Genomic DNA, 25,455 nt, shown 5'->3' with positions numbered 1-25,455 from the left:
TTTAAGTTTTGGCTCCCTCTTCTCAGAGGGAGTGAGCAACAATGTAACTGTTAGGCAATGGGATTATGAGTAGCTGCGACACTTTGGGTTTGAATATTGAAAATAGTTATCTGAGCCTTCCGGAACATTGCTATGCCAAAGCACAGCCGGCCCCCATCGAGTCCCCTTTTCTGGTGATCAAGAATGTGTCTCTGGCTGAGGAATTATCGCTCAGTTTTGATCAAATCAATGACACGGATTTGGCACAGGTCTTCTGCGGCAATGTGGTGCCGACAGGCGCAACGCCAATTTCGCAGGCTTATGCGGGGCATCAGTTTGGCAATTTCACGATGCTGGGTGATGGTCGGGCGCATTTGATCGGCGAACATGTCCTGCCGGATGGGCGCAAGGTCGATATCCAGTTAAAAGGATCCGGGCGCACGCCGTTTAGCCGTGGTGGCGATGGCAAAGGCGCCATGGGGCCGATGCTGCGCGAATATATCATCAGCGAAGCCATGTATGGTCTTGGTATTCCCACCACACGCAGTCTGGCTGTGGTTGCGACAGGCGAGCCGGTCTATCGCAAAACCGTTTTGCCCGGTGCGATCCTGACGCGGGTTGCTGCAAGCCATGTGCGTGTGGGGACGTTCCAGTATGCCGCGGCCCAAGGTGACACTGACACTCTAAAAAAACTAGCGGACTTTGCCATTGCGCGCCATTACCCAGAGGTACAGCAATCCGAGACACCTTATTTTGACTTCCTGACAGCAGTGATGCAGCGTCAAATTGATTTGATTGTTGATTGGATGCGGGTTGGCTTTATTCATGGGGTAATGAACACGGATAATATGGCGATATCCGGGGAAACCATCGATTATGGCCCATGTGCCTTTATGGATGCGTATGATCCGCAAACGGTCTTTAGCTCCATCGATGTCAACGGTCGTTACGCGTTTGCCAATCAAGCCCCGCTTGCAAACTGGAACCTCGCCCGCCTTGCAGAAGCCATGTTACCTTTGCTGGATACAGATTCAAAAGTTGCGGTCAAAAAAGCAGAACAGATCATCTATGGCTTTGATGACCTGTTCCAGAAAGCTTGGCTGGACATGATGTGCAAAAAATTCGGTCTGTTTGGGGAAGAGGATCAGGATCGTGATCTTGTCGACGGTTTGTTGTCTGTGATGACAAAGCAAAAGATGGACTATACCAACACGTTTCGCGCCCTTTCGACCCTGCATTTTGGGAAGGAAGAAGGGTATAGCACTGAAGATTTTGTTGCGTGGCTGGAAATTTGGCAGGCACGCCAAGCCCTGAACCAGCCTTCCCCTGAGGCTTCAAAGACCTTGATGGATAGCCACAACCCATGGATCATTCCAAGAAACCATCAAGTCGAGGAAGCACTGGAACTGGCGGAAGAGGAAGCTGATCTCAGCAAGCTTCATAGATTGCTGGATGCACTGGCTTCCCCCTACCAAGAAAAAGAAATGTATTTGGACCTGACCTTGCCGCCTGCCCCCAGTGATCGGGTTTATAAAACCTTCTGTGGGACGTGACGTCGCGGTCTTATTTCATCAGTTTCCGCGCGCTTTCCGGCCCTAAGGGATGGTCTGCGTGCGGATAGATGGGGTGATGATGATGGTGGTGATGGTCGTGGTCGTCCCCTTCATCGTGGTGATGGTGATGATCCATATCTAAACGACAAACGCCTGTGCAGAAGGTGTCACAGAGTTTACAGTCTGCAACTGTGGCACCGGGGGCTTGGGCGCCCTGCCCTTCCACGTGATGGTGATGGCTTTCTTGCGGCATACCGATTTCAGCTTCAAACCCAAGAATTTTTTCACGATATTTGCACATGTTACAGTCCATGGCGTTATCGCCTTCCAGGATGCCGGTTACACGTTTTGCCATGGTTGTAAGGACCAGTGGGTGATCATTCAGATAGTCGGCTTTGACAAACTGAATGTCTGGATTATCAGCAGCAACGAGATCGGTAAACCCATAAATACGATCAATCAGCACGCCGGAAAATAAGAAGTACGGGAAGACAATAATACGTTTGTAGCCCAGTTTGACCACCTGTTCCAGACACGGTTGAACCAGCGGAAAGGTCACGCCGGAATAGCCTGTTTCGGACCAGCCAAGACCAGTCTGATCCTTCACCATGCGAGTGATCTTCGCCACATTTCCGTTGGCATCAGGATCACTTGACCCACGCCCGATGACAACAAGGCAAGTGTCTTCGCGTGAGACTTTGGGGCCTTTTTCGTCAGCGCGTTTGATGGCTTCTTCAATGCGGGCGGTTGAGGCGGCAATCATATCTGTATCGACCCCTAGGTCGCGCCCGTATTCAATGGTGATTCCATGCTTCTGTGCATAGGCATTCAGGACGGAGGGAATGTCATTTTTCGCATGCATGGCGGCAAAGAGCATGCCGGGGACAGCAAGAATATGATCACAGCCCTGTTCGCGCAGGCGGTCCAGTCCATCACGAATAACCGGATTTGCAAATTCCAAATAGCCATACTCTAAAGGCCAATCTGGCAGATAATCGGGTAATTTTGCAACAAAATCTGAAAATTGATCAACGGCATCCTGACTGCGTGAGCCATGACCACAAACCATCACACCGATCTTTTTTGACATATTCTTGTTTTCCCAAAGTTCAAATTCTAATTTTCACGGACTGTATGATAATTGAACCCTAAAATCTAGGCCCGAGCCTTATTTATTCTATGTCGCATGGGGACGCTTACGTTTGACTAACTTTTGCAATGAGTTCCTCAAAGGCTTCGTGAACGGGAAGATTTGGGTCCGTCATAGACTGAAGAAGAAGTCCCTCAATTCCTGAAACGATCAGTGTTGCATGAACTTTTGCTTTAAAGGGGGCAAGTCCGTCACGGATAAAGCTTTCCGTCATTGTATCTATCCAATCGTTTGCAACTCTTTTTAAAAAGGGTTGGTAGATAGCACTTCTGGTTGCGAGACCTGTTGCCCACATTTGAAAACTCAGACGGTGCAGATTTAATGCCTTTTTGGTTGATAAGGTATGATGCCATATCTCTCTAATCTGTTGTTCTGTTGATGTGGTTTCATTGAGCTTGAAGCCGGTCATCCATTGATCTGCGATTTCACTTAGGGCTTCCACCAAAAGCTTATCACGGGTCCCGAAGTGGTAGACAAGCATTCGGGCAGACGTATTAATGTCGCTCGCAACCCGTCTTAGGGAAAATTCATCAGCAGAATTTTCAATCAACCATTGAACCGTTTTATCAAGCAAAATCTGTTTTTTATTCACGGTCTACCTTTCTGAATGCGATCTACCAAGGAAATCTTGTTTAGGTGTGTAACACATGTTACGTGTAACGTGTGTTACATTTATGGAGTTTTCAAAATGAGTATTCGTCAAATTTATCTATTGATGGCCGTTCTTGGCACAGTTGTGCCAATGAGCGCGTTTATTCCTTGGTTAATTGAGAATGGTTTCGCCCCCTTGGAGTTTGTCCAAGCTATGTTTGCAAATCGAATCAGTGCGTTTTTTAGTTTTGATGTATTGATTTCAGGCGTTGTTGTTTTACTCGCCCTTTGCTTTGCGAAAAGCTTGCAATGGCGCAGCAAAGTATTGGTGGCATTAGCAACATGTTTGATTGGTGTATCTGCGGGGTTACCCCTATTCTTTTTCTTCCGAGAAACGAAATCTGACGAGGTTTTTAGGTGATCTTTTCAGTTTTAGGCTGAATGATTTGAAGAAAAAACCTAACGATTGTCCTGTTTAACGCAGTTTTTCTATCAGAAGATTAATCGCGTGATTGACAAATCTCACATTTGAGCGCAAAGTGTATATTCATTATTCAGTCGCGATCGCGCAATTCCGCTGTCCATCAGCGTGACAAAATCTCGAAATTGAAAATAGCTTATTGAATGCCTCTGCTGCGCTCCGAGGTGTTAAAAAAATGCCGGAGCTCATCCCTGTCTTGAAAAGGGGATGTAATGCGCGGCCGAAAGAATCTTTATGAAATTAAATAACTTTGAGGCACTTGGCTTGTGTGAGCCATTGCTGCGTGCACTGCGAGAACAACAGTTTGACACGCCGACGCCCATCCAAGAACAATCAATTCCTTCTCTTTTAGAAAAATGTGATTTGTTGGGTATCGCTCAGACCGGGACGGGCAAGACGGCTGCGTTCAGCCTTCCCATTTTGCATGAACTCGCCCAAGGCTGGGAACCCCCCGTGCCTAAATCTCCGTTGAGTGTTATTCTCGCCCCTACCCGTGAGTTAGCTATTCAAATTGGTGAATCTATTGAAAGCTTGGGGCGACACCTGCCTGTCCGACATACGGTTATTTTTGGGGGTGTCAGCCAAAAGCCTCAGGTGAGTGCACTGCAACGCGGTGTTGATATTGTCGTGGCGACACCGGGACGCCTTTTAGACCTGATGAACCAAAGGCATATTTCACTTAACCATATTTGGCATTTTGTACTGGATGAAGCTGACCGTATGTTGGATATGGGCTTCATACATGATGTTAAAAAAATTATTGCCGCTTTGCCTAAAGAGCGTCAAACCCTGTTTTTTTCCGCCACCATGCCTAAAACGGTTGCAGGTCTTGCCAGCACCATCCTGCATGACCCTGTGCGTATCGAGGTAACACCTCAATCAACACCAGTTGAACGCATTGCTCAAAGTGTCTACTACGTGCCGGCTGCGGAAAAAGGCGTGTTACTGACCAATATCCTAGATGATACCTCCATTAATAAAACCATTGTTTTTACACGGACGAAACACCGCGCCAACCGTGTGGCACAACAGCTTGATAAACTGGGTATTAGTGCAGCTGCTATTCATGGTAACAAATCGCAAGGCGCACGTCAAAAGGCACTTAAAAACTTCAGTAATGGGGATGTGCGTGTTTTGGTGGCGACCGATATCGCTGCACGAGGCATTGACATTAATGATGTTAGTCATGTCATTAACTTCGAGTTGCCTAATATTGCCGAAGATTACGTCCATCGTATTGGTCGTACAGCACGAGCTGGTGCGTCAGGGACTGCAATTTCTATGTGTGATCCCAGTGAACAGGCCTATCTTCGTGATATTGAAAAATTGATGCAGCACGAACTTGATGTTCTGGGCGGCCATCCCGCTGCGCATGAGCCTAAACCGACAAAACCAGGTTCCCGACAAGCGCCTAGCCGTCGAGCACAGTCAAAACGTTATAGAGGCAAGCCTAAGAAACGCGCAGCGTAGCTTAATCGGAACATATGACGGTATTGAACCTTGTTGGTCTAAAAGCGATGCAAGGACTGGCAAGGTCGGTATTTTTTTGCGGCGCGCAAAGGGTACTTTAATCATTAAGAGAGGGAAAAGTTATGGGCTCTGGATCAACACGGCCAAACACTGCAGACGATAGAATGATCGCAGCCATTGAGCGCGGCGATCAGAGTAAATTCCAAGACAGTAAGCCACCAAAGATTAAGGACAATACCCTCATCAAATCCAAAGAGGCGCAAAAGAAAAAGACCCTTGATAAAACCAAGGCTTTGAAAGCATTGAGGCTGGCGGCTGAGAAGCAAGGAAACAGCTAAACCATACTAGCTGCGATTTGATCTGACACCTATCCATTTGACAAGTTGGTTGTCATATCTGGATGTAAAAGAAAAAGGCCTTGTGATCTAGGGTCAGGACTCATTGATTGAGATAAAAGATCACAAATGCGGCGATACAGATTGTTGAGAAGAATGTATGAGCACAGCGATCATATCGGGTCGCTACACGTCGCCAATCCTTGAGTTTCCCAAACATGTTCTCGACTTTGTGAGGTTGCTTATAAAGCTTACCGTTGAACTTGATTTTCTGTTTGCGGTTTTTCTTCGCTGGAATGCAAGGCTTGATGCCTTTCTCACGTAGAGCGTCACGAAACCAATCTGCATCGTAGTCGCGATCAGCCAACAGCCATTTGACAGGCGGGAGAACGTCAACGATTAAGCGAGCCCCTTTGTAGTCACTCATTTGACTTTCCGATAAAAGCAGGGCGACTGGTCGCCCCTGACCATCGCAAACCGCATGAAGTTTGGAGTTCAATCCGCCTTTTGTTCGCCCGATACGACGGGGAACATCCCCTTTCATCGTCTCTTCGAACGAAGTGAGGGAGATTGAGCAGGCTCGCAGCAGTACTGAGGTGTGTGGCATCAATTTGCAGCTGTTCAGGAACGCCCTGATCAGCTGCAAGCCCTGCAAATATCTTGTCGAAGACACCCATTTTTCTCCAGCGGACAAAACGGTTATAAAGCGTTTTGTGAGGTCCATATTCCTTGGGAGCATCCCGCCACAGAAGGCCGCGTTTCAAAACATGAATGATCCCTGAAACCACACGCTGATCATCCACGCGAGGAACACCGTGGGATAAAGGGAAATAGGGTTCAATACGTTTGAGCTGTTCGTCGCTCAGCCAGAAATGATCATTCATCAACAGGTCCTCCTGAGAGGAATGAAACACAATGCCCACAATGATGCCAGAAAATTAATAGGTCCTGAGCCTAGATAACAGTCATAACCTGCACAAACTGGCAAATGTGATCACGTCTATGGACAAGGCCGTCAAAACCCGCATCCAAGAAATTCACATGATCAACCCGTCCTCAACGGCACTTCGCTATCCGGGGGCATCGGGTAAGGATATTAAGGGGGGGGGTATTGCGACATTCGCCAGTAGCAGCAGGTGATCACCGCGATCCGCGAATATTTGCTGGATTTGAAGGGCGAGCCTTCCTCGCTCGGTTAATAACGTCCGCCATTTCTTTACTGTAATCAACCGTAATACCTCTGGCCTTGAGCGTCTTGACCGCCCGTGCGTAAGCCGGAAACATCCAGAGGCCCCGCATCATCACGCCCAGTCCCTTAAGTAACCACCAGCCAAGCTTGACCAACTGCGTGCCGTAAAAAATCACGGCAATCAGGATGAACAGCCCCCCGAATGCGGACGGGATCGCAACGGACCAAAACATACTAAAATCTATTATCCTTTTAAATGATGCATCGTATCACGCTTGGCATGCGGTATGGCGATGATCAACACGGCATCATTTGCTATCTTATAAAAAATGAGATGCTCACCGATGGGAAGGCTACGATAGCCTTCACGAATATCATCACGGGGGCGTCCCATATGCGGCATGGTGGTTAATTGGGTCAAAGCTGATTTGAGTTGCTGTCGATAAGTTTTTAACTGTGTCTCACCCCAAGTTTTACGGGTGTGGACTGCCATGGCAGCAAGGTCTTGCTTGGCTTTTGCTGAGAGTTTTAATGCCAGCATGAGTTAGAAACCGGCCTCATCCAGAAGTTCGTCGATCTGGTCGGCTTTATATACAGTGAACTCACCGCCTGCGAGCTGACGTTCCCCTGCATCCAGCATAGCCCGAAGTTGTTCCAGTTTGACTTTTTCAAAATCCTGCATCAATCGCAGGGCATCACGGACTACTTCGCTATTGTTGTTATATGACCCACTGGCAACTTTCGCTCGGACGAATTCTTCCATCTTATCAGAAAGAGAAATATTCATATCATCACCTGCCTTTCGTCGCTATTTTGACCAGAACAAACGATGATGTCAATATTTGCTATACTTGACTATTTAGAATGGTTAATTGTGCGATTTATGTTTGCTATTCGCTATTTTAAAGAAAATAAGAAAGTTGAAAATAGGGGGAGCGATTCTGCTATTTTGCTATTTCAAAAGCTGGAACCATCATATTCCAGCTTTTGTCCTTTTTGCACCATCATGGAACCGTGATTTGAAACCATAAGGGATTCCAAGGTTCCTGCTTAAAACCTCGTCCAATCCATCGTTGGACACATTATTTTTGTAAAGAGGAATCTGGTATTTTGAACCTATTTCGAAATGAAAAAGGCGGTCCGAAGACCGCCTTTTTGCTATGCCACTTCATGCCACCTACCTATGCCACCTTGGTGGACCGGTGCTGGCTGAAAACCGCAGAAATACTGATGTTTTCAAGTGTTGGTCGGGACAGCGGGATTCGAACCCACGACCCCTACACCCCCAGTGTAGTGCGCTACCAGACTGCGCTATGTCCCGTCGTGTTGTGTGGGCGGAATATATAGAGGGTTTTTGGGTTGTGCAATGGTTTGTTTGCAAAAAGTTAGGCGGCGGTGTCGATTTTTTCTTTCAGGGATTTCAGCTCGCCCAAAACATCTTGTAACAAGGCGCGTTGTTGTTCGCTTAATCCTTGTTTGATGATTACTGTTTCTGCCTTCTCTTCCTTCTCCCAAGGAGAGAGAACAGGTTCCGGCTCTGGCGCTTCTGGCAGAAGATCTGGGCGATAGGTGACCGTTATGTCTTCCGGCTCCAGCGGCTCGGCAGGAGTGTGATCCTGTGTAGCTTGTTCTGGTGCGAGGACCGGTGAAACTGGCGTAGCTTGGTGTGCGAACAGAGGTGTCGGTGCCGGTTCGTCAAACAGGCTGGCTTGAGGTGTCGCTGCGACGGGCGTTTCCACCGGCTGTTGCTGCAGTGTAGGTTCTTTAGCGTCAGCACCGTCATTAATCAGGGTACGTACGCCTTCTTCGCGCAGTAGTTTTTGGACACCTTTAATGGTGTAGCCTTCGTCATGCAGTAGGACTTGCAGCTTGCGTAATAAAGCAACATCGTCGGGGCGGTAGTAGCGGCGCCCCCCTGCCCGTTTTAAAGGTTTGATCTGAGGGAATTTACTTTCCCAAAAACGCAGCACGTGAGTTGCCAACCCTAGTTCGTTAGCAACTTCACTGATGGTGCGAAAGGCATCTGCCGATTTATCGCTGCCGGAACTCATTGTCAGTTATTTTCGTTGATGCGAGCTTTTAAGACTTGTGAAGGACGGAAAACAAGGACTTTACGCGGTAGGATGGGAACTTCTTCCCCTGTTTTAGGGTTTCGCCCGATGCGTTGGCCTTTTTTACGAACAGAGAAGCTGCCGAAGGAAGAGATTTTTACGGTTTCTTCTTTCGTCAGTGTATCAGCGATCATATCGAGAACAGATTCAAGCAAATCAGCCGATTCATTGCGGGACAAACCAACTTCCTGATAAACTGCCTCAGTCAATTGGGCGCGGGTAATGGTTTTTTCACTCATGGGTTGATCCTTACAGCTGAATTATACAGACTTATAAAGAACGGTACCTGAGCTGTATTAATCAGTCAATATCAAAGGTTTGGCAAGTTTTATAAAATGGGAACAAACCGCCTACCAGCGTACCAGTGCGGAACCCCAAGTCAGCCCGCCGCCCATGGCTTCGAGAATGAGGAGGTCGCCCCGTTTGACCCGACCATCTCGCACTGCAACATCAAGGGCTAGCGGAATTGAGGCGGCGGAGGTGTTTGCATGTTGGTCAACGGTTACAACGACTTTATCTGTGCTGACTTTGAGCTTTTTTGCAGTGCCGTCCAAAATGCGCTTGTTGGCCTGATGCGGGACGATCCAGTCGATATCATCCGAGGTCAAGTCGTTGGCTTCCAGAGCTTCTTTGACAACTTCGGCTAGGTTCACAACAGCATGGCGAAAGACCTCTTTCCCTGCCATATGAACGTGGCCTGTTGTTTGTGTGCTGCTGGGGCCGCCGTCGACCATCAGGATGTCCTGATAGCGCCCATCGGAGTGTAAATGAGTTGAAAGAATCCCGGAAGAATCGCCTTCAGCTTCCTCTGCCTGCAAGATCACTGCACCAGCGCCATCGCCAAACAGGACGCACGTTGTGCGGTCTTCCCAGTTTAGCAAGCGGGTAAATGTCTCTGCACCAATCACAAGAGCGGTTTTTGCCTGCCCTGCTTTCAGGAAGTTATCTGCGGTCGCTAAAGCATACATAAAGCCGGAGCAAACGGCCTGCACGTCCATTGCAAATCCGTGTGTCAGGCCAAGCTGTGCCTGTACTTTGGTGGCTGTAGAGGGGAATGTGTTGTCCGGTGTTGTGGTTCCCAAGACGATCAGGTCGATGTCTTGCACGTCAATGCCGGCATGTTCGATGGCTTTCAGGGCGGCTTTACGAGCCAGGTCAGAGGTCAGCTCACCGTCCGTTGCGACATAACGCTGTTTGATGCCGGTGCGTGCCTGAATCCATTCATCAGACGTATCAACCGTCTTCGCCAGTTCATCGTTAGTGACGCAATTTTCAGGCAGGTAAGAACCACACCCGAGGATTTTAGAACGTAAAGCCATTTAAAGCCGCCATTAAAAGTTAAGAGCCATTGCCACTGTGGGCGTCCATCAGACGTTCAAGGTCTTCTTTTATCAGGTCGTTGAAGCCATGAGCCACAAGGTCATGAGCGACAGTAACCGCATTTGCAAAACCTAAAGCGTCTGTCCCGCCATGGCTTTTAACGCATATTCCGTTCAAACCCAAGAACATAGCGCCATTATATAGGCGCGGGTCCATTTTTTTCTTGAAGTTCATCAGCGCAGGTTTGGCAATCAGAGCACCGAGCTTACCGAGGAGGCTGCTGGTGAGCGCTTCTTTCAGCACGTACCCTAAAAGATGGGCGGTACCTTCGATGGTTTTGAGAGCCACGTTGCCAGTAAAGCCATCGGTCACGATCACGTCCACAGTCCCTTTCCCAATATCATCCCCTTCGACAAAGCCATAGAAGTCGATATCAAGATTAGTGGTCCGCAGGATTGAATGGGCCTGTTTGACCGAGTCGTTGCCCTTAAGGTCTTCTTCCCCGATGTTGAGGATTCCGACTTTTGGTTTGGGTAGGCCCAGCACGTTGCGGGCGTAGACTTCCCCCATGACAGCGAATTGGGTCAGATTGTCTGCATCGCATTCAACATTCGCACCCAAATCAAGCATGACACTGCCACCGCTTTTGTGTGGCAGGTAGGTTGCGATTGCGGGACGGTCAATACCAGGAAGTGTGCGTAGGGCAAATTTAGCCATTGCCATAAGCGCACCGGTATTGCCTGCTGAGACAATGCCAGCAGCCTCACCGTTTTTGACGGCATTGATAGCAAGACGCATGGATGAACCACGACGGTTGCGCAAGGCAACAGCCGGTTTGTCGTCGTTGGTGACGACTTCATCCGTATGCAGGATGGTGCAGATATCCTTCAAGTCAGGATATTGAAGCAACAAAGGCTCCAGCTGACGCTCATCACCTACCAAAAGGAAACGAGTGCCAGGGAGCTTTGTCTTGCAGATGCTTAAGCCTTCGATAACCATATGCGGGGCATCATCCCCACCCATAGCATCAATGGCAAGCGTCATATCGTTTGACAAGAGGCAACCCTTTCTTCGAAGGCGTAATTATACGGCTTCGACGTCAGTAACCTCACGGTCATCATAGTGACCGCACTCAGAACAAACGTGGTGAGGACGCTTCAGTTCGCCACAGTTGGAGCATTCGTTGTAAACAGACGCCTTCAAGGAGTCATGAGAACGACGCATGTTGCGACGAGATGTGGATACTTTTTTCTTAGGAACAGCCATTATTCTGTACTCTTAAAATTAATCAGCTCGAAAACGAGGGAGGCGGTTATTTAAACGAAAGTGTCACATAGGGCAAGCCTATTATGACGCTTTATTCACTTTTATTTTTCAGCTCAGCCAGAACGGAAAAAGGATTGTTCTGTTTAACTTCCTCTTCCGTGATCTCCGGACCGATGCCGAATTCGGTGTAATCTGTGCCATCGGCACGCGGGAATGGATCTATCTCAAGTCCCAGCTCCTCACTTACAGCCGCGCCGAGGTCTATCACACCATCCACAATGGGATCAAGCTCTTCGGTGGCTTCTATGTCGATTTCGATCTCTTTTTCAAAATGATCGCCTTTTAAGTTCTCGTCATAGATGCGCGTAAACTCAAGGTTTATCTGGGATGAAATGGGTTTAAAGGTGACAACGCATTGCTGTGTAATTTTTGCAGAAGCTTTAAACCGGCACTCAATTTTTTTGCCGGAAAGGCGCTGCATCATCACCTCTCCTTTGAGAAAATCCATGGATTGCAGGCCAAAACGGTGACTGAGGGCTGCCAGTTCGTCGGCGGTAGCTTCCAGATGTATGCGTTTTGGGTTAGGCCCAAGCTTGTCAGCTTGAAACGGGACGTTGAATTCTGTCTCGGTCATTTTTTGAACTTTCAAACGGGCGCAGGGCCAAAGTCGAGCTTGCCTTGCTGTAGGTCCGCGAAGGGCGTTTTTTGAACTTTATCGGCTTCGTTGCGTAAATACTCTGCCATTTTGTTTAGCGATTCGTCAGAAACCGGTGTTTTTCTGTAGAGGTTTCGATCCAAGGCTTCTTTCAAAGCCGCGTTGTTATCATTTTGGCTTAAGGCTTCCTCGTAAACGGTGATGCGGCCATAAAAAGCTTCCGCCATTTTGGGGACGCGACGAGCCAGCCCCATATCACCCACGCCGAGTTCGCGCAAATTCAGGTCAAAGTCGGCAAACATTAGATCATAGAGGGCTTGTGCGAAGACTGCGACATCCGCGTCGCCATCTTTTAAACGGCGCATGACACAGAAGGCGTGAAGGATAATCATATCAAAGCGACCTTCAACCGTATCGGCAACCTCAAGGTCGGTATAGAACGCCGGAAGGCGCGCCTGTTGAACGATGGACTTGTAAAGCGCCTGCACCTCTTCAGAGTAGGCAGGCTTGGATTTAAACAGTTTGGAAAAGATCATGGGCCATTTGCATTTCAATAAAACTTGATCAATAGGACTTATAAGATATTGTAGGGGCTCTTTTCAAAGTGAAAATCAGGTTTGTGGGTATAGATGTTTAAATCGCTTCGTTCAAAATCCTTTATTGGTTTGGGTCTGGTCGTAGGGGCTGCCTTGATGGTAAGCGCCTGTAGCTCTCAGTTTGCAACGCGGGGGAACCTTCCCGATCCCGACCGTTTGGCGGAGTTAGTCCCCGGTGAAGTTCATGCACGTGATGTCGCTGAAATTTTGGGAACACCGACGGCTCACTCCACTTTTGGCGGCGAATCTTGGTATTATATCAGCGAGCGCGTTGAGTATTACGCGTTCCTTGCCCCTGAAATTCTGGATCGCACCGTTGTGCAGGTTAAATTCAACAAGGAAGGTTTTGTTGAATGGGTCAAGAAGGAAGATAATCAACAAGGACGTAATGTCGCGTTCGTTGACCGCACGACACCGACAGCGGGGAACGAGATCACGTTCTTTGAGCAGATCTTCGGGAACTTGGGCCGCTTTAACAAAGGCAAATAACCAACAAAAAAGGAAGGTCCAATCGGCCTTCCTTTTTTTATGAACTCCGGTGATAAAAGCCTTCTGCTTAACCGGGATTATCGGCAACGGACTGGATCAGCACGTCTGAGACAATTTGTGCATCTTCCCCCATGACCTTGGCGGTAACGCGCAGAAGGCGCTTTTTAAGGGCGATAATATCCAGTTTTTCGCGGTTACGCAGTAGGCGGGGCATAAAGACGTAGAGGTCGCGCAGATAGGCATCTTCCAGCCGTACCATCTTGCCCTTAATGATTTCTTCCTGACCTTTTTGGATTTCTAGTTCAAATTGGACCTGAATGCTGCCGGCGACCCGTTCCCCTTGAAACATGGGAATGGTAAAAGGTTTGATTTTAATTGTCGTTTTATTATCTACGCGTTCAAGCTCAAGTTCTTCCTGTGTTTTTTCGATAACCTTGTCCCGACCTTCAAACGGCCCTAGCTTTAAAAAATATAGCGTGCCGATGACAGCTCCGATGACAACAAGTGCCAGAACGAAAATGAGAATCGCTTTTTTCATTATATATGTGCCTATTACCCTCGATTAAGTCGTATTATTATCGGTTGTGTCGTTGATGAATGCAATGTGAGACTTCAAAAATGACGATAGCCGGCTGTTTCTACAGGGACTTGGTTGTTGTCCTGATCCAACAAGCGGACGCCTTCGCCAGTTGTAATCCTGCCGATTACAGTAATTGGCGTTGCTGTCTTTTGCGCTATGGTTTTAAGGACGTTTTCATTTTCGGGGGCTACACAAAAAAGTAATTCATAGTCATCCCCGCCGTTTAGGATCGTAGCAAACAACTCAGAATCCTGTTCCAGCAAGTGCTGTGCTGGCTTGGACAAGGGGATGGACGAAAGGTAAATCTCCCCTGCCTTTTTCATATGAGTGAAGTCCGTCAGTAAGCCGTCAGAAATATCAAGGCAAGCCGTAGCAAGTGAGCTGAGGGCTACGCCTAGGGCCGTTCTTGGTTGGGGGCAGCGATATCGCCCTAACAAATGTCCGCTCTGGTCCTCAAGCCGCCCTTGAGCGACCAAGAGGCCGAGGGCGCCATCTCCAATGGTGCCGCTGGTGCAGATTAAATCCCCTACCCGCGCGGTTGTGCGTCGAATGGCCTGTCCTTTCGGGACTGTGCCGAAAGCGGTTAAGCTGAGGCAAAGGGGACCTGGCGTTGAAGTGGTATCTCCGCCAAGCAAGATAATGCCATATGTGTCCTGCATGGCTTTTAAGCCTGCTGCAAAGCTTTTGAGCCAATCCAGCTTGATATCACGAGGGTATGAAGCGTTGAGCGTATAGTGAAGCGGCTGAGCACCCATTGCAGCCAGATCAGATAAGTTTACCCCCAAGAGTTTGCGGGCAATCGTTTCCGGTGGGTCGGCGGCAAAAAAATGCACGCCTGCAATCAGAGTGTCGGTCGTGACGACGATTTCTTGATCTGGTGCATGCTGAAAGACAGCGGCATCATCTGTTAAACCAAAAGCTCCTCTAGCCTTTTGAGCTAAAGGAGCCATAATTTTAGCGATCTGTTCGAATTCACCCAACATGATTAGCGTTTTTGGAAGTCATCCGGACGCAGTGTTTTTGCCATGCGATCCAGAACACCGTTTACAAAACCAGGTTCCGGTCCTTCAAAGAAGGCATGGGCCACATCCACATACTGTGTGATAACCACACGTGCAGGGACGTCTTTACGGTTATAAAGCTCGTAAATACCGGCGAGCAGGATAATGCGTACGATGGTTTCCAAACGATCCGGCGACCATTCTTGGGACAAGGCACCCGCCAGCATTTCTTCCAGCTGATCACGTTGCTTATGAACGCCACGGATCAGGTCAGTGAACAGGTTTTTATCAGGTGCTGTCAGCGGGCTGCTTTCCTGATTTTCGTCCCCGACTTCTTGCGGTGTGTCCCAACGGGTTTTTAGAAAGTTGATCAGAACGTCATCCACATTGCTGTCAGACAGTTCAACTTCATAAATTGCCTGCACGGCAGCCAGACGTGCAGAGCTGCGTTTTACGGACTTGTTTGGTTTAATTTTATCGCTCATGGCACTTATCTCGGCAACAGGTGAAGTTCTTTTTTCAACTCGATCATGTCGAGACAGGCACGTGCGGCTTTACCCCCGACGTCTTTCTGGTCACGATCAGCGCGCACAAGCGCCTGGTCCCGGTTTTCGCAAGTGATCATTCCGAAGCCATGGGCAAGGTTGTGTTTAACTGTCAGGTCCATCAAAGCGCGTGAGGTTTCGTTGACCACCACGTCATAATGGGTTGTTTCCCCACGGATGACACAGCCCAAGCTGATAAAACCGGCATAACGCGAGCCCATCGCGCCCACTTTCATGGATTGAATGGCATAGGAAAAGGCCGGCGCCAGTTCAAAGACACCGGGTACCTGAAAGCGCTTTAGTTCATACCCTTTGCCTTCAAACTCTTTTTCGACAGAGGCATAGAGCTGGTCTGCGATATCATCATAGAAACGGGCTTCCGCAACAAAAATACGTGGGGCTTCCATCATTCATTCTCCAATGTCGGGATCGGTTGCTGGTCTACAATAGCAAGACCATAGCCTTCCAGACCAATAATATTTTTACGCTCAGAATTGCTGAGCAGGATCATATCGCTGATGCCGAGATCAAGCAGGATTTGTGCCCCAGTTCCATAATCGCGCAGCTGACCAGCCCCTTTTTTGCCGTCTGCATGTGCTTTCACACGCTCCGACAGGCTGGAACGTTGTGGCTCGCGGATCAGGACAATCACGCCGCGACCAACGTCTGCAATATGACGCATGGCGTTGTGGAGTTCTTTTTGCTTACCGGCACTATGATCGCCCAGTACATCATCCAGAACGTTCAGTGCATGCATACGCACCAGCACAGGTTCGTTGGTTGTAATGTCACCTTTGATCAGGGCCACGTGCTCTGCATATTCAACATTATTTGTGTAAACGCGCATGTTGAACTCACCGCCGTAAAGGCTGTTCAACGTTGTCTCTGTCTTCACTTCAATGATGCGGTCATGTTTACGACGGTATGCGATCAGGTCTGCGATGGTTGCAATTTTCAAATCGTGTTTTTGAGCGTAGCCGACCAGATCGGGCAAACGCGCCATGGTGCCATCGTCGTTCATGATTTCACAAATCACACCAGACGGGTTGAGGCCTGCTAGACGCGCAACGTCCACAGATGCTTCGGTATGACCGGCGCGGACCAGAACACCACCGTCACGGGCGCGCAACGGGAAGATATGACCCGGTGTTGCGATATCGGCGCGGGATGACTGTTCAGCAATTGCTGTGCCGATTGTCAGCGCACGGTCTGCCGCAGAAATACCGGTGGAAACCCCTTCGCGGGCTTCAATGGAAATTGTAAAGGCGGTTTCATGGCGTGAGGCGTTATGCGTGGTCATCAAAGGCAGGCCCAGATGATCGATCCGCTCCCCAGTCATGGCAAGGCAAATCAAGCCACGACCATGTGTTGCCATAAAGTTGATGGCATCAGCGTCGCATTTTTCCGCAGGGATGATCAAATCCCCTTCATTCTCACGATCTTCGTCATCAACAAGGATGAACATACGACCTTGTTTGGCATCTTCGATAATCTCTTCGATGCTGGACAGATATTGGCTGTAATCAGTCACTGTTATTTTTCGTCCTTTTCCAGAAGGCGCGCTACGTATCGCGCCAACATGTCGATTTCTAAATTCACCTTGTCGCCAACCTTTGTTTGACCAAGATTGGTGACGTCCATGGTATGAGGAATGATATTGATACCGAAGATATCATCTTCAACCTCATTTACCGTCAGGGAAATGCCGTTTAGCGTAACTGACCCCTTTGGCGCAATGAAATTTTTCAAATTCGCAGGTGCTTTAAATTTAAAGCGGTGGGAATCCCCTTCCGGCGTGATGGATACAACTTCCGCGACCCCATCGACGTGGCCGGAGACAATATGCCCCCCCAGTTCGTCACCGACGCGGCAGGCGCGTTCAAAGTTGATGTCGTCGCCTTCTTTCCAGTCGCCCATTGTGGTTTTGGACAGGCTCTCCGCTGAGGCGGTAATGGCAAACCAGCCGTTGCCTTTTTCAATGACGGTCATACATGCGCCATTGCAGGCGATAGAGGCGCCGATGTCTACGGTTGACATATCGTATGAAGTTACGAAGTCAAAGCGAGTGTCGCCTGCTTTTTCAATGGATTTGATTTTACCCAAATCTGTGATGATACCTGTAAACATAGGGTGCGGCCTTTCTTAGCTTTTTTATTGTTAAATATCAAAATCACGACGACGATAGATTTCGACTAAGTCGTCACCGGAATTAAACATGGAGGTACGGTCAAAAAACGGCGTTTCTTCAAGATGGTCAACCCCGAAGGCCTGCACAACCGGTATCCCGTCATGCCCCATAATCCGTGGGGCACGCATCCAGCAAAGGCGATCCACCAACTTGCGACGAAGCAGGGCGGCGGCCAGATGGCTGCCCCCTTCTACAAGGATGCGGGTTAAGTCGCGTTTCGCCAGTTCCTGAGCCACCCAGTCCAATGTAATTCCAGCTTCGGATTGAGAACTGCTATCCGGGATAATCAGTTCAACACCAGCTTCGCGGTAAGCTTCTGCGCGAATGGCATCCTGATCCCCCAAGGTAATCATCCAGGTCGGGATTTTGTGTGCTTGGGTGACGAGCTTACTTGTTAGTGGCAGGCGCATACGGCGATCAACGACAATGCGCACCGGTGAATGATGTTCAAGGCCCGGCAGACGACAGGTAAGCTCTGGGTTATCTTCAGAGGCCGTCCCGATCCCGACCATGATGGCATCATGGTTAGCGCGTAGCAGGTGGCCTTGCTGACGTGTTGGCTGTTCTGTGATCCACTGGCTTTCCCCGGTATGAACGGCAATTTTACCGTCCAGTGTGGTCGCCATTTTCATGGTGAAGAGGGGGCGGTTTTTCAAAACTTTCAGGAAGAAGCCTTCGTTAACTTCAATCCCCTCCTCACGACAGACATTCATGGTCACGTCAATGCCCGCGTCTTTGAGGATTTTAACCCCTTGCCCCGATACGCGCGGGTCTGGATCTTCAACAGCGATAACAACGCGTTTGATGCCAGCCTCTACAAGGGCATTTGCACAGGGTGGTGTTTTACCGTAATGGGCACAAGGTTCTAGAGTGACGTAAGCTGTCGCACCCTTTGCCGCTTCCCCTGCCCGCGTTAAGGCTTCGACTTCGGCATGAGGGCGACCACCGGGCTGGGTCCAGCCGCGTGCGATAATGGTGTTTTCTTTTACAAGAACGCAGCCGACGGCAGGGTTCGGCCAAACGTTGCCAAGCCCGCGTTTGGCGAGCTTGAGGGCAATTTTCATATAAGCGTCGTCGTCACAGGCTGGTGACGGGGCTTTATTCTTTATGTGTTCCCAAATTTTCGACAAAGTCCTCGAAGTCCTTTGCTTCACGGAAGTCTTTATAAACAGAGGCAAATCTTACATAGGCAACTTTATCGATATCCAGCAAGACTTCCATCACTTTTTCACCAATAGCGGCAGACTGGATTTCCGTTTCGCCCGATGTTTCGAGCTGACGTTGGATAGAGCTGACAATGCGTTCGATCTTTTCTTCGTCCACCGGACGCTTGCGAAGCGCAATGCGAATGGAGCTTAGAAGTTTTTCACGATCAAAGGCTTTTTTTGTACCGTCGCGCTTTACAACAGTCAGTTCGCGCAGTTGTACGCGCTCGAACGTTGTGAAGCGTGAAGAACAGGCCGGACAATACCGGCGACGGCGAATAGAGGCGCTGTCCTCTGCAGGACGAGAATCCTTAACTTGGGTATCATGGTCGCCACAGAATGGACAGCGCATCTTCGTCGTTCCTTACAGGTCTTTGTAGATCGGGAATTTAGCGCACAAGTCAGCGACTTTTGCACGAACTTCCTGTTCAACAGCCTGGTTGTTGTCTTCACCGTTGGCAGAAAGGCCGTCCAGTACGTCACTGATTAGGTTTCCGATCAGTTTGAACTCTTCTTCCTTAAAGCCACGTGTGGTGCCTGCCGGTGTACCCACACGAATACCGGATGTGACCATCGGCTTTTCCGGATCAAACGGGATACCGTTTTTATTACATGTGATGCCCGCACGTTCTAGGGCGGCGTCAGCCATTTTACCGGTCACTTTTTTGGGGCGCAAGTCAACCAGCATCAAGTGAGTATCTGTACCGCCGGTGACGATGTCACAGCCACGTTCCACCAAAACAGCGGCCAAAGCTTGGGCATTCTTCACAATTTGTGCCGCATAGTCTTTAAACTCTGGGCGGAGAGCTTCACCGAAGGCAACGGCTTTGGCTGCGATGACGTGCATCAGCGGCCCACCTTGCAGCCCTGGGAAGACAGCAGAATTGATTTTTTTGCCCAGATCAACATTGTTGGAGAGGATCATGCCGCCACGCGGACCGCGCAGTGTTTTGTGTGTGGTTGTTGTCACAACGTCAGCGTAAGGCAGCGGGCTTGGGTGCGCACCACCAGCGACCAGACCGGCAAAGTGTGCCATATCAACCATCAGCAAGGCGCCAACTTTGTCCGCGATTTCACGGAAGCGTTTAAAGTCGAGCTGACGTGGGATGGCAGACCCCCCAGCGATGATGAGTTTCGGCTTGCTTTCAACTGCAATTGCTTCGACTTCATCATAATCGATCTGTTGAGTTTCGCGAGAAACATCGTATTGAACCGCGTTAAACCATTTGCCAGATTGTGCAGGTGGCGCACCGTGTGTCAAGTGACCGCCGGAAGCCAGTGTCATGCCAAGGATGGTATCGCCTGGCTGCAACAGGGCCATAAAGACAGCGCCGTTCGCTTGTGCGCCAGAGTGTGGCTGTACGTTGACATACTCGCAGTTAAACAGTTTTTTAGCACGTTCGATCGCAAGACCTTCAGATACGTCTACATACTCGCAACCACCGTAATAACGGCGGCCCGGATAGCCTTCGGCGTATTTGTTTGTCAGGACTGTACCCTGTGCTTCGATAACAGCGCGTGATACGATGTTTTCAGAAGCGATCAGTTCGATCTGGTTCTGTTGACGGCCCAGTTCTTCACGGGTAGACGCATAGATTTCAGGGTCTGAGTCCGCTAAGGAAGCTGTAAAAAAATTTTCAAAAGACATTTATGTGAGCCTTTCCATTGAGGAGATAAAAGAAGTTTGCTTTTAAGACCTATGCTTCAAAGCGGCGGGTTAGAAAGCTTTTCAACACGGCGTTCGTGACGGCCGCCTTCGAATTCGGTATTTAAAAAAGCGTCTAGTGCATCAAGGGCCGTTGCGACCCCTGTTGTACGTTCACCGAATGCGATGACGTTTGCATTGTTGTGTTCGCGCGACAGGCTTGCGCCCAAGCGATCATGGACGAGCGCGCAGCGAATTTCAGGGAAGCGGTTGACCGCAATTGAAATGCCGATACCAGATCCGCACACGACAACACCGCGTGCAACAGTTCCGCTTTTAATGGCTTCTGCTAGTTTATAGCCGTAATCGGGGTAATCCACAGAGGCAGACCCATCGCAGCCAAGATCAAGGACGTCAAAGCCTTTAGAGCTTAACTCATCAATGATGGCTTGTTTCAAATTTGTGCCACCGTGGTCAGAGGCAATGGCAATTTTCTCAGCAGCCATGATCCTAAATCCTTATGAATGGTCGTTTGATTGTGGATTATGTAGCACAGCGTTTGAGAGGCGACAATGAAAAAGCCCGACGAAAATTTCTTTCGTCGGGCTCTTGGTTCTAACAGTAAGATTTAGAGTTATCTTTCTGCGTAGTTACCGTCTTTCCACTCGTACCAAACGTACGCACGGCCATCAGTGTCACCCTTTGCATCGAAAGCGAATTCACCGATCACAGTTTTGAAACGTGTTTTGTGCAGCTGGGAAGCAACAGCGTCAACGTCAGCTGAGCCAGCTTCTGTTGCAGCTTGTGCCCAAGCTTGGATCGTTGCGTAAGTGTAAAGTGTGTAGCCTTCCGGATCGTAGCCAGTTGCTTTAAACGCGTTTACAGCTTCTTGTGCTTCCGGGAAGTTACGCGGCTCAGGACCAAATATGAAGATTGTGCCGTCGCCAGCTTGACCTGCGATAGAACCGAACTCAAGGCTGTTCAGCGCATTACCAGAGATCAGCTGCATGTCGAGGCCTTGCTCTTTTGCTTGACGAACGATCAAGCCGCCTTCTGGGTGATACCCGCCGAGGTAAACAACAGATACTTTGTTTTGTTTCAGTTTAGAAATCAAAGCAGAGTAATCTTTTTCACCAGCCGTGATCGGCTCGTACATTGCTTCTTGTTTACCAGCAGCGTTCAGAGCTTTTTTCATCTCGTCAGCCAGACCTTTACCGTAAGCGGTTTTGTCGTGGATGATCGCGATGTTTGCGTCAGCGTATTCCTTGGCAACATAAGCACCAGCTACGCTACCTTGTTGGTCGTCACGACCACAAACTCGATAAACGCGATCATAGCCTTTTTCCGTCAGCGTCGGGTTTGTAGACGCAGGCGTGATCATCGGGATGCCTTCTTCGTTATAGACGTCAGAAGCCGGGATGGAGCTGGAAGAGCAGAAGTGACCAGCAACAAACTGTACACCTTGGTTTACAAGGTTGTTTGCAACAGACACAGCCTGTTTCGGATCGCATTGGTCATCCCCGTAGATCAGCTCTACTTTTTCGCCGTTGACGCCGCCTTTGGCATTGAGGTGTTCAACAGCCATTTCAGCGCCACGCTTAAGCTGCTCACCAAAAGAAGCCAGTTGGCCTGTGAAAGGACCAGCGACAGCGATTTTGATGTCAGCTTGGGCAACGTTTGCACTCAAGGCAATTGCTGCTGCAGCGGCAAAAAGTGAAGTTTTGAAAGTTTTGGTCATATTTGATTGTCTCCCTAATCAAAAACGGAGTTATTAAATCCGTCAAAAAACCTGCTAAATAAATTAACAGGAAAAACTATGATCTTTCTATTGGTTGAATTCAATAGAGAAAATCACAATTATTCATTTATTTCTTTCCAGCTGAACAAGCCTGCACGTTGGTACTGCCACGGGTACTGAGCCACCATTTTGGAGGCTCTTGTCGCCATGAAAGACAGGACGGCAATGAGGACGAGAACGGCTGTGTCAACGATGTAGGCCTGTAATGACAGCAAAGGCCCGTCAAACAGTGCAAAGCTTAAAAAGCGATCGGCTAATCCCAACAAAACCATGTAGGGGAAAAGCTGCCACATCGGGCGCCACGTTGAAGCCAGTGCTTGACCTGTCATGTAGGCGCAAAAGCCTGCAATAAAACAAGTTAAGCCTAGAAAGACACCAAGTGATACACCTGTAATGGATTCCATTTTTTATCTCCTTAATGTCCACCTTCGAGGTAGGCCGCGCGAACTTCAGGACTTGCCAGAAGTTCTTGGCCCGTCCCACTCATGGTGACTTCACCATTGACCAGAACGTAGCCGCGGTGGGCCAGTTTCAGGGCATGGTAGGCGTTTTGTTCAACAAGAAAGACGGTCATTTTTTCTTTCTCGTTAATCTCTTTGATGATTTCGAAAATTTGACGCACGACCAGTGGGGCCAGCCCCAGTGAGGGTTCGTCGAGCAAGAGCAGACGCGGACGGGCCATCAAGGCGCGTGCAATCGCCAGCATTTGCTGTTCCCCACCGGATAAGGTGCCGCCACGTTGGGTTAAACGTTCCTGCAAGCGCGGGAACAGTTTGTAAACACGTGCTAAATCTTCTTCGAAATATTTTGGGTCTGTTGTAATCGCGCCCATTTGCAGGTTTTCAAAAACCGTCATGCGCGGAAAGATACGGCGTCCTTCAGGCGATACCGCAATACCGTTGGATACGATTTTATCCGTTGGTTTTTTGGTAATGTCTTCACCTTCAAAAGTAACCGTCCCAGAGGAGGCCTGAGGAAGGCCGCACATTGTCATCAAGGTGGTCGTCTTGCCGGCACCGTTGGCCCCGATCAGGGTTACGATTTCCCCTTCATTGATTTCAATGTTGATCCCTTTGAGTGCTTGAATGCTGCCGTAGTGGGTATGAACATCTGTGAACTTAAGCATTAGGCGTTCTCCCCTTCAAAATCCTGGGCAACTTCTGGCGGTAGCTCTTCATCTTCTTCTTCACCGAGGTAGGCACGGATAACCGCCGGATCATTTTTAACATGATCTGGTGTCCCGTCAGAGATTTTGCGCCCGTAATCGATAACGACAACATGGTCGGAAACTTCCATAACCATGGACATATCGTGTTCAATCAACAGCAGACCGATCTTTTCTTCTTCCTTAATGAAGTGGAAAAGCTCGTTCATCTCTAATGTTTCTTTGGGGTTTAGACCGGCGGCCGGTTCGTCGAGGCACAAGGCCTGTGGACGTGTGCACATCGCGCGTGCAATTTCCAGACGACGTTGGTCACCGTATGGCAGGTTGGATGAGTTCCAGTCCGCCTTGTCATATAGACCCACGCGATCCAGCCAGTATTTTGCCAGTTCAATCGCTTCAGCTTCGGCTTTGCGGTATTTTTTCAACCCCAACAGACCGAAGACAGAGAAACCGGACTCGACCATCAGTTTGTTGTGCTGGGCAACCAGCAGGTTTTCCAGAACGGTCATGTTGCCAAACAGGCGGATGTTTTGGAAGGTCCGTGCAACGCCCGCAACTTGCGGAATGCGGAACCCATCCATTTGTTCCAGATAATACTGTTCCTGCTTGACTGGATGATGAAGCGTCAGGCGCCCTTCGGTTGGTTTGTAAAAACCTGTCAGACAGTTAAAAACAGTGGTTTTCCCTGCCCCGTTTGGCCCGATGAGAGCCGTGATTTGTTCGCGCATCGCAGTGAAAGAAAGATCACCAATGGCAACAAGGCCACCGAAGCGCATAGTTAGATGTTCTACTTCCAGCAGCGGAACGCCGGAAACTTCATGTGATTGATCACTCATTTCGCAGCTCCCTGTTTGGCGTTGGTGTCGTTGTGCATTAGGACGGTTGGATTACGTTTGGACATCAGCCCTTTGGGTTTCCACACCATAACGAGAACCATCAAGCCACCAAACGCAAGCATGCGGTATTCTGCAAGTTCACGGAAGATTTCTGGGCCAAGGACCAGCACGATGGAGGCGAGAACAACACCGACCTGAGAGCCCATTCCCCCCAGAACAACGATGGCAAGAATAATCGCAGATTCAATGAAGGTGAAGGATTCTGGACTGATGAAGCCTTGTCGTGTCGCAAAGAATGAACCTGCAAAACCAGCAAACATCGCGCCAATCGCAAAAGCAGAAAGTTTGGTGTTTGTCGGGTTGATGCCAAGGGAGCGACAAGCGGTTTCATCTTCACGCAATGCTTCCCACGCACGGCCAACAGGCAGTTTACGAATGCGGAGTGTAAACAGGTTGGTGACCAACGCGAGTGCTAAAATGAGGAAGTAGAAGAACATGAACTTGTGTAGGGAGGAATATTCAATCCCGAACAATTCATGGAATGGCGGCAGACCGTCCGAACCACTGCGAGAGAATTCAGCCAAGCCGAAGAAAGTTGGTTTCGGAATGGAGGAAATGCCGTCTGGACCACCCGTAAATTCATACCAGTTTAACAGGACAACGCGGATAATTTCCCCGAAGCCAAGGGTCACAATGGCAAGATAATCCCCACGTAAGCGAAGGACCGGGAAGCCGAGGATAATCCCGAAGCTTGCCGCAAAGATCCCTGCCAGTGGCAGACAGATCCAGAAGGACAGGTCATAAGTAGTGGCCAACAAAGCGTAGGAATAGGCACCAACGGCATAAAAAGCCACATAGCCAAGGTCAAGTAGACCCGCAAGCCCAACTACAATGTTGAGGCCCCAACCGAGCATCACGTAAATCAAGACGTAGACGGCAAGGTCAAGGGAATGGCGGTTTGCCATGGGGGTGAACGGAAAGATGATGACAGCTGCCAACAACAGGCAGAGTAACAGCGTCCGGTTTTGATTGATGACATCCCCAATGGAACCCGCAGCACCTCCCGCCGCCTGCCCCATACTTGGGAAAAATGTCTTTTGACCGATGGAAATTGCCATGCGTCCAAAAAAGACGACAACAGCAGCAACTAAAACCCAGTTGAAACGAGTTTCAGCTGTCAAGGTGCCGTTGACGTCGAAAGTTTTAAAGCCTGCCAGTGGCAGGGCCAGTGCTGCGGCAATGAGTGCAGCAAGCCCAGATTCCTTTAATAAGGATAACATATCTAGTTTTTGGTTTTGAACTGACAT

Annotated in this window: 32 protein-coding genes, 1 tRNA gene and 1 pseudogene; 5 read left to right on the top strand and 29 right to left on the bottom strand. The window is 49.2% G+C overall.

Features of this window, described 5'->3' with window-relative positions; genetic code table 11:
* Positions 1-65: 65 nt before the first annotated feature.
* The gene (locus tag Q397_RS0106630) at positions 66-1,532 is read left to right on the top strand and encodes a protein adenylyltransferase SelO (protein WP_028878743.1); all 1,467 of its coding nucleotides are present in this window, start codon (positions 66-68) and stop codon (positions 1,530-1,532) included.
* Positions 1,533-1,542: 10 nt separating this feature from the next.
* Here the strand turns inward: Q397_RS0106630 and Q397_RS0106625 are convergent, their stop codons facing one another.
* The gene (locus tag Q397_RS0106625) at positions 1,543-2,622 is read right to left on the bottom strand and encodes a sirohydrochlorin chelatase (protein WP_028878742.1); all 1,080 of its coding nucleotides are present in this window, start codon (positions 2,620-2,622) and stop codon (positions 1,543-1,545) included.
* Positions 2,623-2,728: 106 nt separating this feature from the next.
* Positions 2,729-3,274 (bottom strand): LmrA/YxaF family transcription factor, encoded by a 546-nt coding sequence (locus Q397_RS0106620; RefSeq protein WP_028878741.1) that lies wholly within the window; start codon positions 3,272-3,274, stop codon positions 2,729-2,731.
* A 96-nt stretch (positions 3,275-3,370) separates the two neighbouring features.
* Here Q397_RS0106620 and Q397_RS0106615 point away from each other — a divergent pair, with 96 nt between their 5' ends.
* The 3 genes from Q397_RS0106615 to Q397_RS0106605 all read left to right on the top strand — a co-directional run bounded on the left by Q397_RS0106615 (position 3,371) and on the right by Q397_RS0106605 (position 5,562).
* Positions 3,371-3,694 (top strand): DUF2834 domain-containing protein, encoded by a 324-nt coding sequence (locus Q397_RS0106615; protein WP_038012948.1) that lies wholly within the window; start codon positions 3,371-3,373, stop codon positions 3,692-3,694.
* Positions 3,695-3,988: 294 nt separating this feature from the next.
* Positions 3,989-5,224 carry a DEAD/DEAH box helicase gene (locus Q397_RS0106610; RefSeq protein WP_028878739.1) on the top strand — a complete coding sequence of 412 codons (1,236 nt, stop codon included), beginning with the start codon at positions 3,989-3,991 and terminating at the stop codon, positions 5,222-5,224.
* Between the two features lie 164 nt (positions 5,225-5,388).
* A complete protein-coding gene (locus Q397_RS0106605) occupies positions 5,389-5,562 on the top strand; it encodes a hypothetical protein (protein ID WP_156950648.1) in 174 nt (57 codons plus the stop codon).
* A 100-nt stretch (positions 5,563-5,662) separates the two neighbouring features.
* On the opposite strand, the pseudogene Q397_RS24640 reads toward Q397_RS0106605, so the two are convergent.
* The 12 genes and pseudogenes from Q397_RS24640 to Q397_RS21390 form a co-directional block, all read right to left on the bottom strand.
* Positions 5,663-6,443 (bottom strand): annotated as a pseudogene (locus tag Q397_RS24640) (IS5 family transposase).
* Between the two features lie 256 nt (positions 6,444-6,699).
* Complete coding sequence (locus tag Q397_RS0106590; RefSeq protein ID WP_028878736.1) at positions 6,700-6,981, bottom strand: hypothetical protein; 282 nt, start codon at positions 6,979-6,981, stop codon at positions 6,700-6,702.
* Positions 6,982-6,992: 11 nt separating this feature from the next.
* Entirely contained in the window at positions 6,993-7,289 is a 297-nt protein-coding gene (locus Q397_RS0106585; protein WP_028878735.1) for a type II toxin-antitoxin system RelE/ParE family toxin, read from the bottom strand.
* A gap of 3 nt (positions 7,290-7,292) precedes the next feature.
* Positions 7,293-7,535, bottom strand: coding sequence for a type II toxin-antitoxin system ParD family antitoxin (locus tag Q397_RS21405; protein ID WP_038012946.1), 243 nt, complete (start codon positions 7,533-7,535; stop codon positions 7,293-7,295).
* A gap of 457 nt (positions 7,536-7,992) precedes the next feature.
* A tRNA-Pro gene (locus Q397_RS0106575) sits at positions 7,993-8,069 on the bottom strand.
* 64 nt (positions 8,070-8,133) lie between these two features.
* Positions 8,134-8,799, bottom strand: a complete 666-nt coding sequence (locus Q397_RS24635; RefSeq protein WP_084148968.1) for a MerR family transcriptional regulator — start codon at positions 8,797-8,799, stop codon at positions 8,134-8,136.
* Positions 8,800-8,801: 2 nt separating this feature from the next.
* A complete protein-coding gene (locus tag Q397_RS0106565; protein WP_028878734.1) occupies positions 8,802-9,098 on the bottom strand; it encodes an integration host factor subunit alpha in 297 nt (98 codons plus the stop codon).
* 111 nt (positions 9,099-9,209) lie between these two features.
* Positions 9,210-10,178 (bottom strand): beta-ketoacyl-ACP synthase III, encoded by a 969-nt coding sequence (locus Q397_RS0106560; RefSeq protein WP_028878733.1) that lies wholly within the window; start codon positions 10,176-10,178, stop codon positions 9,210-9,212.
* Between the two features lie 19 nt (positions 10,179-10,197).
* A complete protein-coding gene (gene plsX, locus Q397_RS0106555; RefSeq protein ID WP_028878732.1) occupies positions 10,198-11,235 on the bottom strand; it encodes a phosphate acyltransferase PlsX in 1,038 nt (345 codons plus the stop codon).
* A 27-nt stretch (positions 11,236-11,262) separates the two neighbouring features.
* Positions 11,263-11,445, bottom strand: a complete 183-nt coding sequence (gene rpmF, locus Q397_RS24630; RefSeq protein WP_084148967.1) for a 50S ribosomal protein L32 — start codon at positions 11,443-11,445, stop codon at positions 11,263-11,265.
* 91 nt (positions 11,446-11,536) lie between these two features.
* On the bottom strand, positions 11,537-12,094 hold the full coding sequence (locus Q397_RS23940) for a YceD family protein (RefSeq protein ID WP_156950647.1): 558 nt from the start codon (positions 12,092-12,094) through the stop codon (positions 11,537-11,539).
* The gene (locus tag Q397_RS21390; RefSeq protein ID WP_028878731.1) at positions 12,091-12,636 is read right to left on the bottom strand and encodes a ubiquinol-cytochrome C chaperone family protein; all 546 of its coding nucleotides are present in this window, start codon (positions 12,634-12,636) and stop codon (positions 12,091-12,093) included. The genes Q397_RS23940 and Q397_RS21390 overlap by 4 nt, the downstream gene beginning before the upstream one ends.
* Positions 12,637-12,729: 93 nt before the next feature.
* Here Q397_RS21390 and Q397_RS0106540 point away from each other — a divergent pair, with 93 nt between their 5' ends.
* Complete coding sequence (locus Q397_RS0106540) at positions 12,730-13,185, top strand: outer membrane protein assembly factor BamE (RefSeq protein ID WP_028878730.1); 456 nt, start codon at positions 12,730-12,732, stop codon at positions 13,183-13,185.
* 67 nt (positions 13,186-13,252) lie between these two features.
* On the opposite strand, the gene Q397_RS0106535 is transcribed toward Q397_RS0106540, so the two are convergent.
* The 15 genes from Q397_RS0106535 to livM all read right to left on the bottom strand — a co-directional run bounded on the left by Q397_RS0106535 (position 13,253) and on the right by livM (position 25,455).
* Positions 13,253-13,723: a hypothetical protein gene (locus Q397_RS0106535; protein WP_028878729.1), complete on the bottom strand. Its 471-nt coding sequence runs from the start codon at positions 13,721-13,723 to the stop codon at positions 13,253-13,255.
* A gap of 74 nt (positions 13,724-13,797) precedes the next feature.
* Positions 13,798-14,748 carry a thiamine-phosphate kinase gene (thiL, locus tag Q397_RS0106530; RefSeq protein WP_028878728.1) on the bottom strand — a complete coding sequence of 317 codons (951 nt, stop codon included), beginning with the start codon at positions 14,746-14,748 and terminating at the stop codon, positions 13,798-13,800.
* Between the two features lie 2 nt (positions 14,749-14,750).
* Positions 14,751-15,251, bottom strand: coding sequence for a transcription antitermination factor NusB (nusB, locus tag Q397_RS0106525; protein WP_028878727.1), 501 nt, complete (start codon positions 15,249-15,251; stop codon positions 14,751-14,753).
* Positions 15,252-15,256: 5 nt separating this feature from the next.
* A complete protein-coding gene (locus tag Q397_RS0106520) occupies positions 15,257-15,721 on the bottom strand; it encodes a 6,7-dimethyl-8-ribityllumazine synthase (RefSeq protein WP_028878726.1) in 465 nt (154 codons plus the stop codon).
* Positions 15,718-16,842 (bottom strand): 3,4-dihydroxy-2-butanone-4-phosphate synthase, encoded by a 1,125-nt coding sequence (ribB, locus tag Q397_RS0106515; RefSeq protein ID WP_028878725.1) that lies wholly within the window; start codon positions 16,840-16,842, stop codon positions 15,718-15,720. The genes Q397_RS0106520 and ribB overlap by 4 nt, the downstream gene beginning before the upstream one ends.
* A 2-nt stretch (positions 16,843-16,844) precedes the next feature.
* Positions 16,845-17,438, bottom strand: a complete 594-nt coding sequence (locus Q397_RS0106510; protein ID WP_028878724.1) for a riboflavin synthase — start codon at positions 17,436-17,438, stop codon at positions 16,845-16,847.
* Between the two features lie 30 nt (positions 17,439-17,468).
* Positions 17,469-18,653, bottom strand: coding sequence for a bifunctional diaminohydroxyphosphoribosylaminopyrimidine deaminase/5-amino-6-(5-phosphoribosylamino)uracil reductase RibD (gene ribD / locus Q397_RS0106505; protein ID WP_420864623.1), 1,185 nt, complete (start codon positions 18,651-18,653; stop codon positions 17,469-17,471).
* Positions 18,598-19,056, bottom strand: a complete 459-nt coding sequence (gene nrdR, locus Q397_RS0106500; RefSeq protein ID WP_028878722.1) for a transcriptional regulator NrdR — start codon at positions 19,054-19,056, stop codon at positions 18,598-18,600. Before nrdR ends, ribD begins: the two co-directional genes overlap by 56 nt.
* Before the next feature lie 12 nt (positions 19,057-19,068).
* A complete protein-coding gene (glyA, locus tag Q397_RS0106495; RefSeq protein ID WP_028878721.1) occupies positions 19,069-20,352 on the bottom strand; it encodes a serine hydroxymethyltransferase in 1,284 nt (427 codons plus the stop codon).
* A 56-nt stretch (positions 20,353-20,408) separates the two neighbouring features.
* Complete coding sequence (rpiB, locus tag Q397_RS0106490) at positions 20,409-20,855, bottom strand: ribose 5-phosphate isomerase B (RefSeq protein ID WP_028878720.1); 447 nt, start codon at positions 20,853-20,855, stop codon at positions 20,409-20,411.
* A 128-nt stretch (positions 20,856-20,983) separates the two neighbouring features.
* A complete protein-coding gene (locus Q397_RS0106485; protein WP_028878719.1) occupies positions 20,984-22,087 on the bottom strand; it encodes a branched-chain amino acid ABC transporter substrate-binding protein in 1,104 nt (367 codons plus the stop codon).
* Positions 22,088-22,206: 119 nt separating this feature from the next.
* Positions 22,207-22,551 carry a DUF6867 family protein gene (locus tag Q397_RS0106480; protein ID WP_028878718.1) on the bottom strand — a complete coding sequence of 115 codons (345 nt, stop codon included), beginning with the start codon at positions 22,549-22,551 and terminating at the stop codon, positions 22,207-22,209.
* An 11-nt stretch (positions 22,552-22,562) separates the two neighbouring features.
* On the bottom strand, positions 22,563-23,273 hold the full coding sequence (locus tag Q397_RS0106475) for an ABC transporter ATP-binding protein (RefSeq protein ID WP_028878717.1): 711 nt from the start codon (positions 23,271-23,273) through the stop codon (positions 22,563-22,565).
* Complete coding sequence (locus Q397_RS0106470) at positions 23,273-24,148, bottom strand: ABC transporter ATP-binding protein (RefSeq protein WP_028878716.1); 876 nt, start codon at positions 24,146-24,148, stop codon at positions 23,273-23,275. The genes Q397_RS0106475 and Q397_RS0106470 overlap by 1 nt, the downstream gene beginning before the upstream one ends.
* On the bottom strand, positions 24,145-25,455 hold the full coding sequence (gene livM / locus Q397_RS0106465) for a high-affinity branched-chain amino acid ABC transporter permease LivM (RefSeq protein WP_028878715.1): 1,311 nt from the start codon (positions 25,453-25,455) through the stop codon (positions 24,145-24,147). Before livM ends, Q397_RS0106470 begins: the two co-directional genes overlap by 4 nt.

The sequence above is a fragment of the Terasakiella pusilla DSM 6293 genome (assembly GCF_000688235.1).
Taxonomy (GTDB): Bacteria; Pseudomonadota; Alphaproteobacteria; order Rhodospirillales; family Terasakiellaceae; genus Terasakiella; species Terasakiella pusilla.
Note: the sequence above shows the minus strand (reverse complement) of the source record. Positions and strands in the feature narration are given on the sequence as shown.

Coding starts and splice junctions, on each gene's coding strand:
- Q397_RS0106630 (WP_028878743.1), top strand. CDS start 66: ATGAGTAGCTGCGACACTTTGGGTTTGAATATTGAAAATAGTTATCTG.
- Q397_RS0106625 (WP_028878742.1), bottom strand. CDS start 2,622: ATGTCAAAAAAGATCGGTGTGATGGTTTGTGGTCATGGCTCACGCAGT.
- Q397_RS0106615 (WP_038012948.1), top strand. CDS start 3,371: ATGAGTATTCGTCAAATTTATCTATTGATGGCCGTTCTTGGCACAGTT.
- Q397_RS0106610 (WP_028878739.1), top strand. CDS start 3,989: ATGAAATTAAATAACTTTGAGGCACTTGGCTTGTGTGAGCCATTGCTG.
- Q397_RS0106605 (WP_156950648.1), top strand. CDS start 5,389: ATGATCGCAGCCATTGAGCGCGGCGATCAGAGTAAATTCCAAGACAGT.
- Q397_RS0106590 (WP_028878736.1), bottom strand. CDS start 6,981: ATGTTTTGGTCCGTTGCGATCCCGTCCGCATTCGGGGGGCTGTTCATC.
- Q397_RS0106585 (WP_028878735.1), bottom strand. CDS start 7,289: ATGCTGGCATTAAAACTCTCAGCAAAAGCCAAGCAAGACCTTGCTGCC.
- Q397_RS21405 (WP_038012946.1), bottom strand. CDS start 7,535: ATGAATATTTCTCTTTCTGATAAGATGGAAGAATTCGTCCGAGCGAAA.
- Q397_RS24635 (WP_084148968.1), bottom strand. CDS start 8,799: ATGAGTTCCGGCAGCGATAAATCGGCAGATGCCTTTCGCACCATCAGT.
- Q397_RS0106565 (WP_028878734.1), bottom strand. CDS start 9,098: ATGAGTGAAAAAACCATTACCCGCGCCCAATTGACTGAGGCAGTTTAT.
- Q397_RS0106560 (WP_028878733.1), bottom strand. CDS start 10,178: ATGGCTTTACGTTCTAAAATCCTCGGGTGTGGTTCTTACCTGCCTGAA.
- rpmF (WP_084148967.1), bottom strand. CDS start 11,445: ATGGCTGTTCCTAAGAAAAAAGTATCCACATCTCGTCGCAACATGCGT.
- Q397_RS21390 (WP_028878731.1), bottom strand. CDS start 12,636: ATGATCTTTTCCAAACTGTTTAAATCCAAGCCTGCCTACTCTGAAGAG.
- Q397_RS0106540 (WP_028878730.1), top strand. CDS start 12,730: ATGTTTAAATCGCTTCGTTCAAAATCCTTTATTGGTTTGGGTCTGGTC.
- Q397_RS0106535 (WP_028878729.1), bottom strand. CDS start 13,723: ATGAAAAAAGCGATTCTCATTTTCGTTCTGGCACTTGTTGTCATCGGA.
- thiL (WP_028878728.1), bottom strand. CDS start 14,748: ATGTTGGGTGAATTCGAACAGATCGCTAAAATTATGGCTCCTTTAGCT.
- nusB (WP_028878727.1), bottom strand. CDS start 15,251: ATGAGCGATAAAATTAAACCAAACAAGTCCGTAAAACGCAGCTCTGCA.
- Q397_RS0106520 (WP_028878726.1), bottom strand. CDS start 15,721: ATGATGGAAGCCCCACGTATTTTTGTTGCGGAAGCCCGTTTCTATGAT.
- Q397_RS0106510 (WP_028878724.1), bottom strand. CDS start 17,438: ATGTTTACAGGTATCATCACAGATTTGGGTAAAATCAAATCCATTGAA.
- nrdR (WP_028878722.1), bottom strand. CDS start 19,056: ATGCGCTGTCCATTCTGTGGCGACCATGATACCCAAGTTAAGGATTCT.
- glyA (WP_028878721.1), bottom strand. CDS start 20,352: ATGTCTTTTGAAAATTTTTTTACAGCTTCCTTAGCGGACTCAGACCCT.
- rpiB (WP_028878720.1), bottom strand. CDS start 20,855: ATGGCTGCTGAGAAAATTGCCATTGCCTCTGACCACGGTGGCACAAAT.
- Q397_RS0106485 (WP_028878719.1), bottom strand. CDS start 22,087: ATGACCAAAACTTTCAAAACTTCACTTTTTGCCGCTGCAGCAGCAATT.
- Q397_RS0106480 (WP_028878718.1), bottom strand. CDS start 22,551: ATGGAATCCATTACAGGTGTATCACTTGGTGTCTTTCTAGGCTTAACT.
- Q397_RS0106475 (WP_028878717.1), bottom strand. CDS start 23,273: ATGCTTAAGTTCACAGATGTTCATACCCACTACGGCAGCATTCAAGCA.
- Q397_RS0106470 (WP_028878716.1), bottom strand. CDS start 24,148: ATGAGTGATCAATCACATGAAGTTTCCGGCGTTCCGCTGCTGGAAGTA.
- livM (WP_028878715.1), bottom strand. CDS start 25,455: ATGTCAGTTCAAAACCAAAAACTAGATATGTTATCCTTATTAAAGGAA.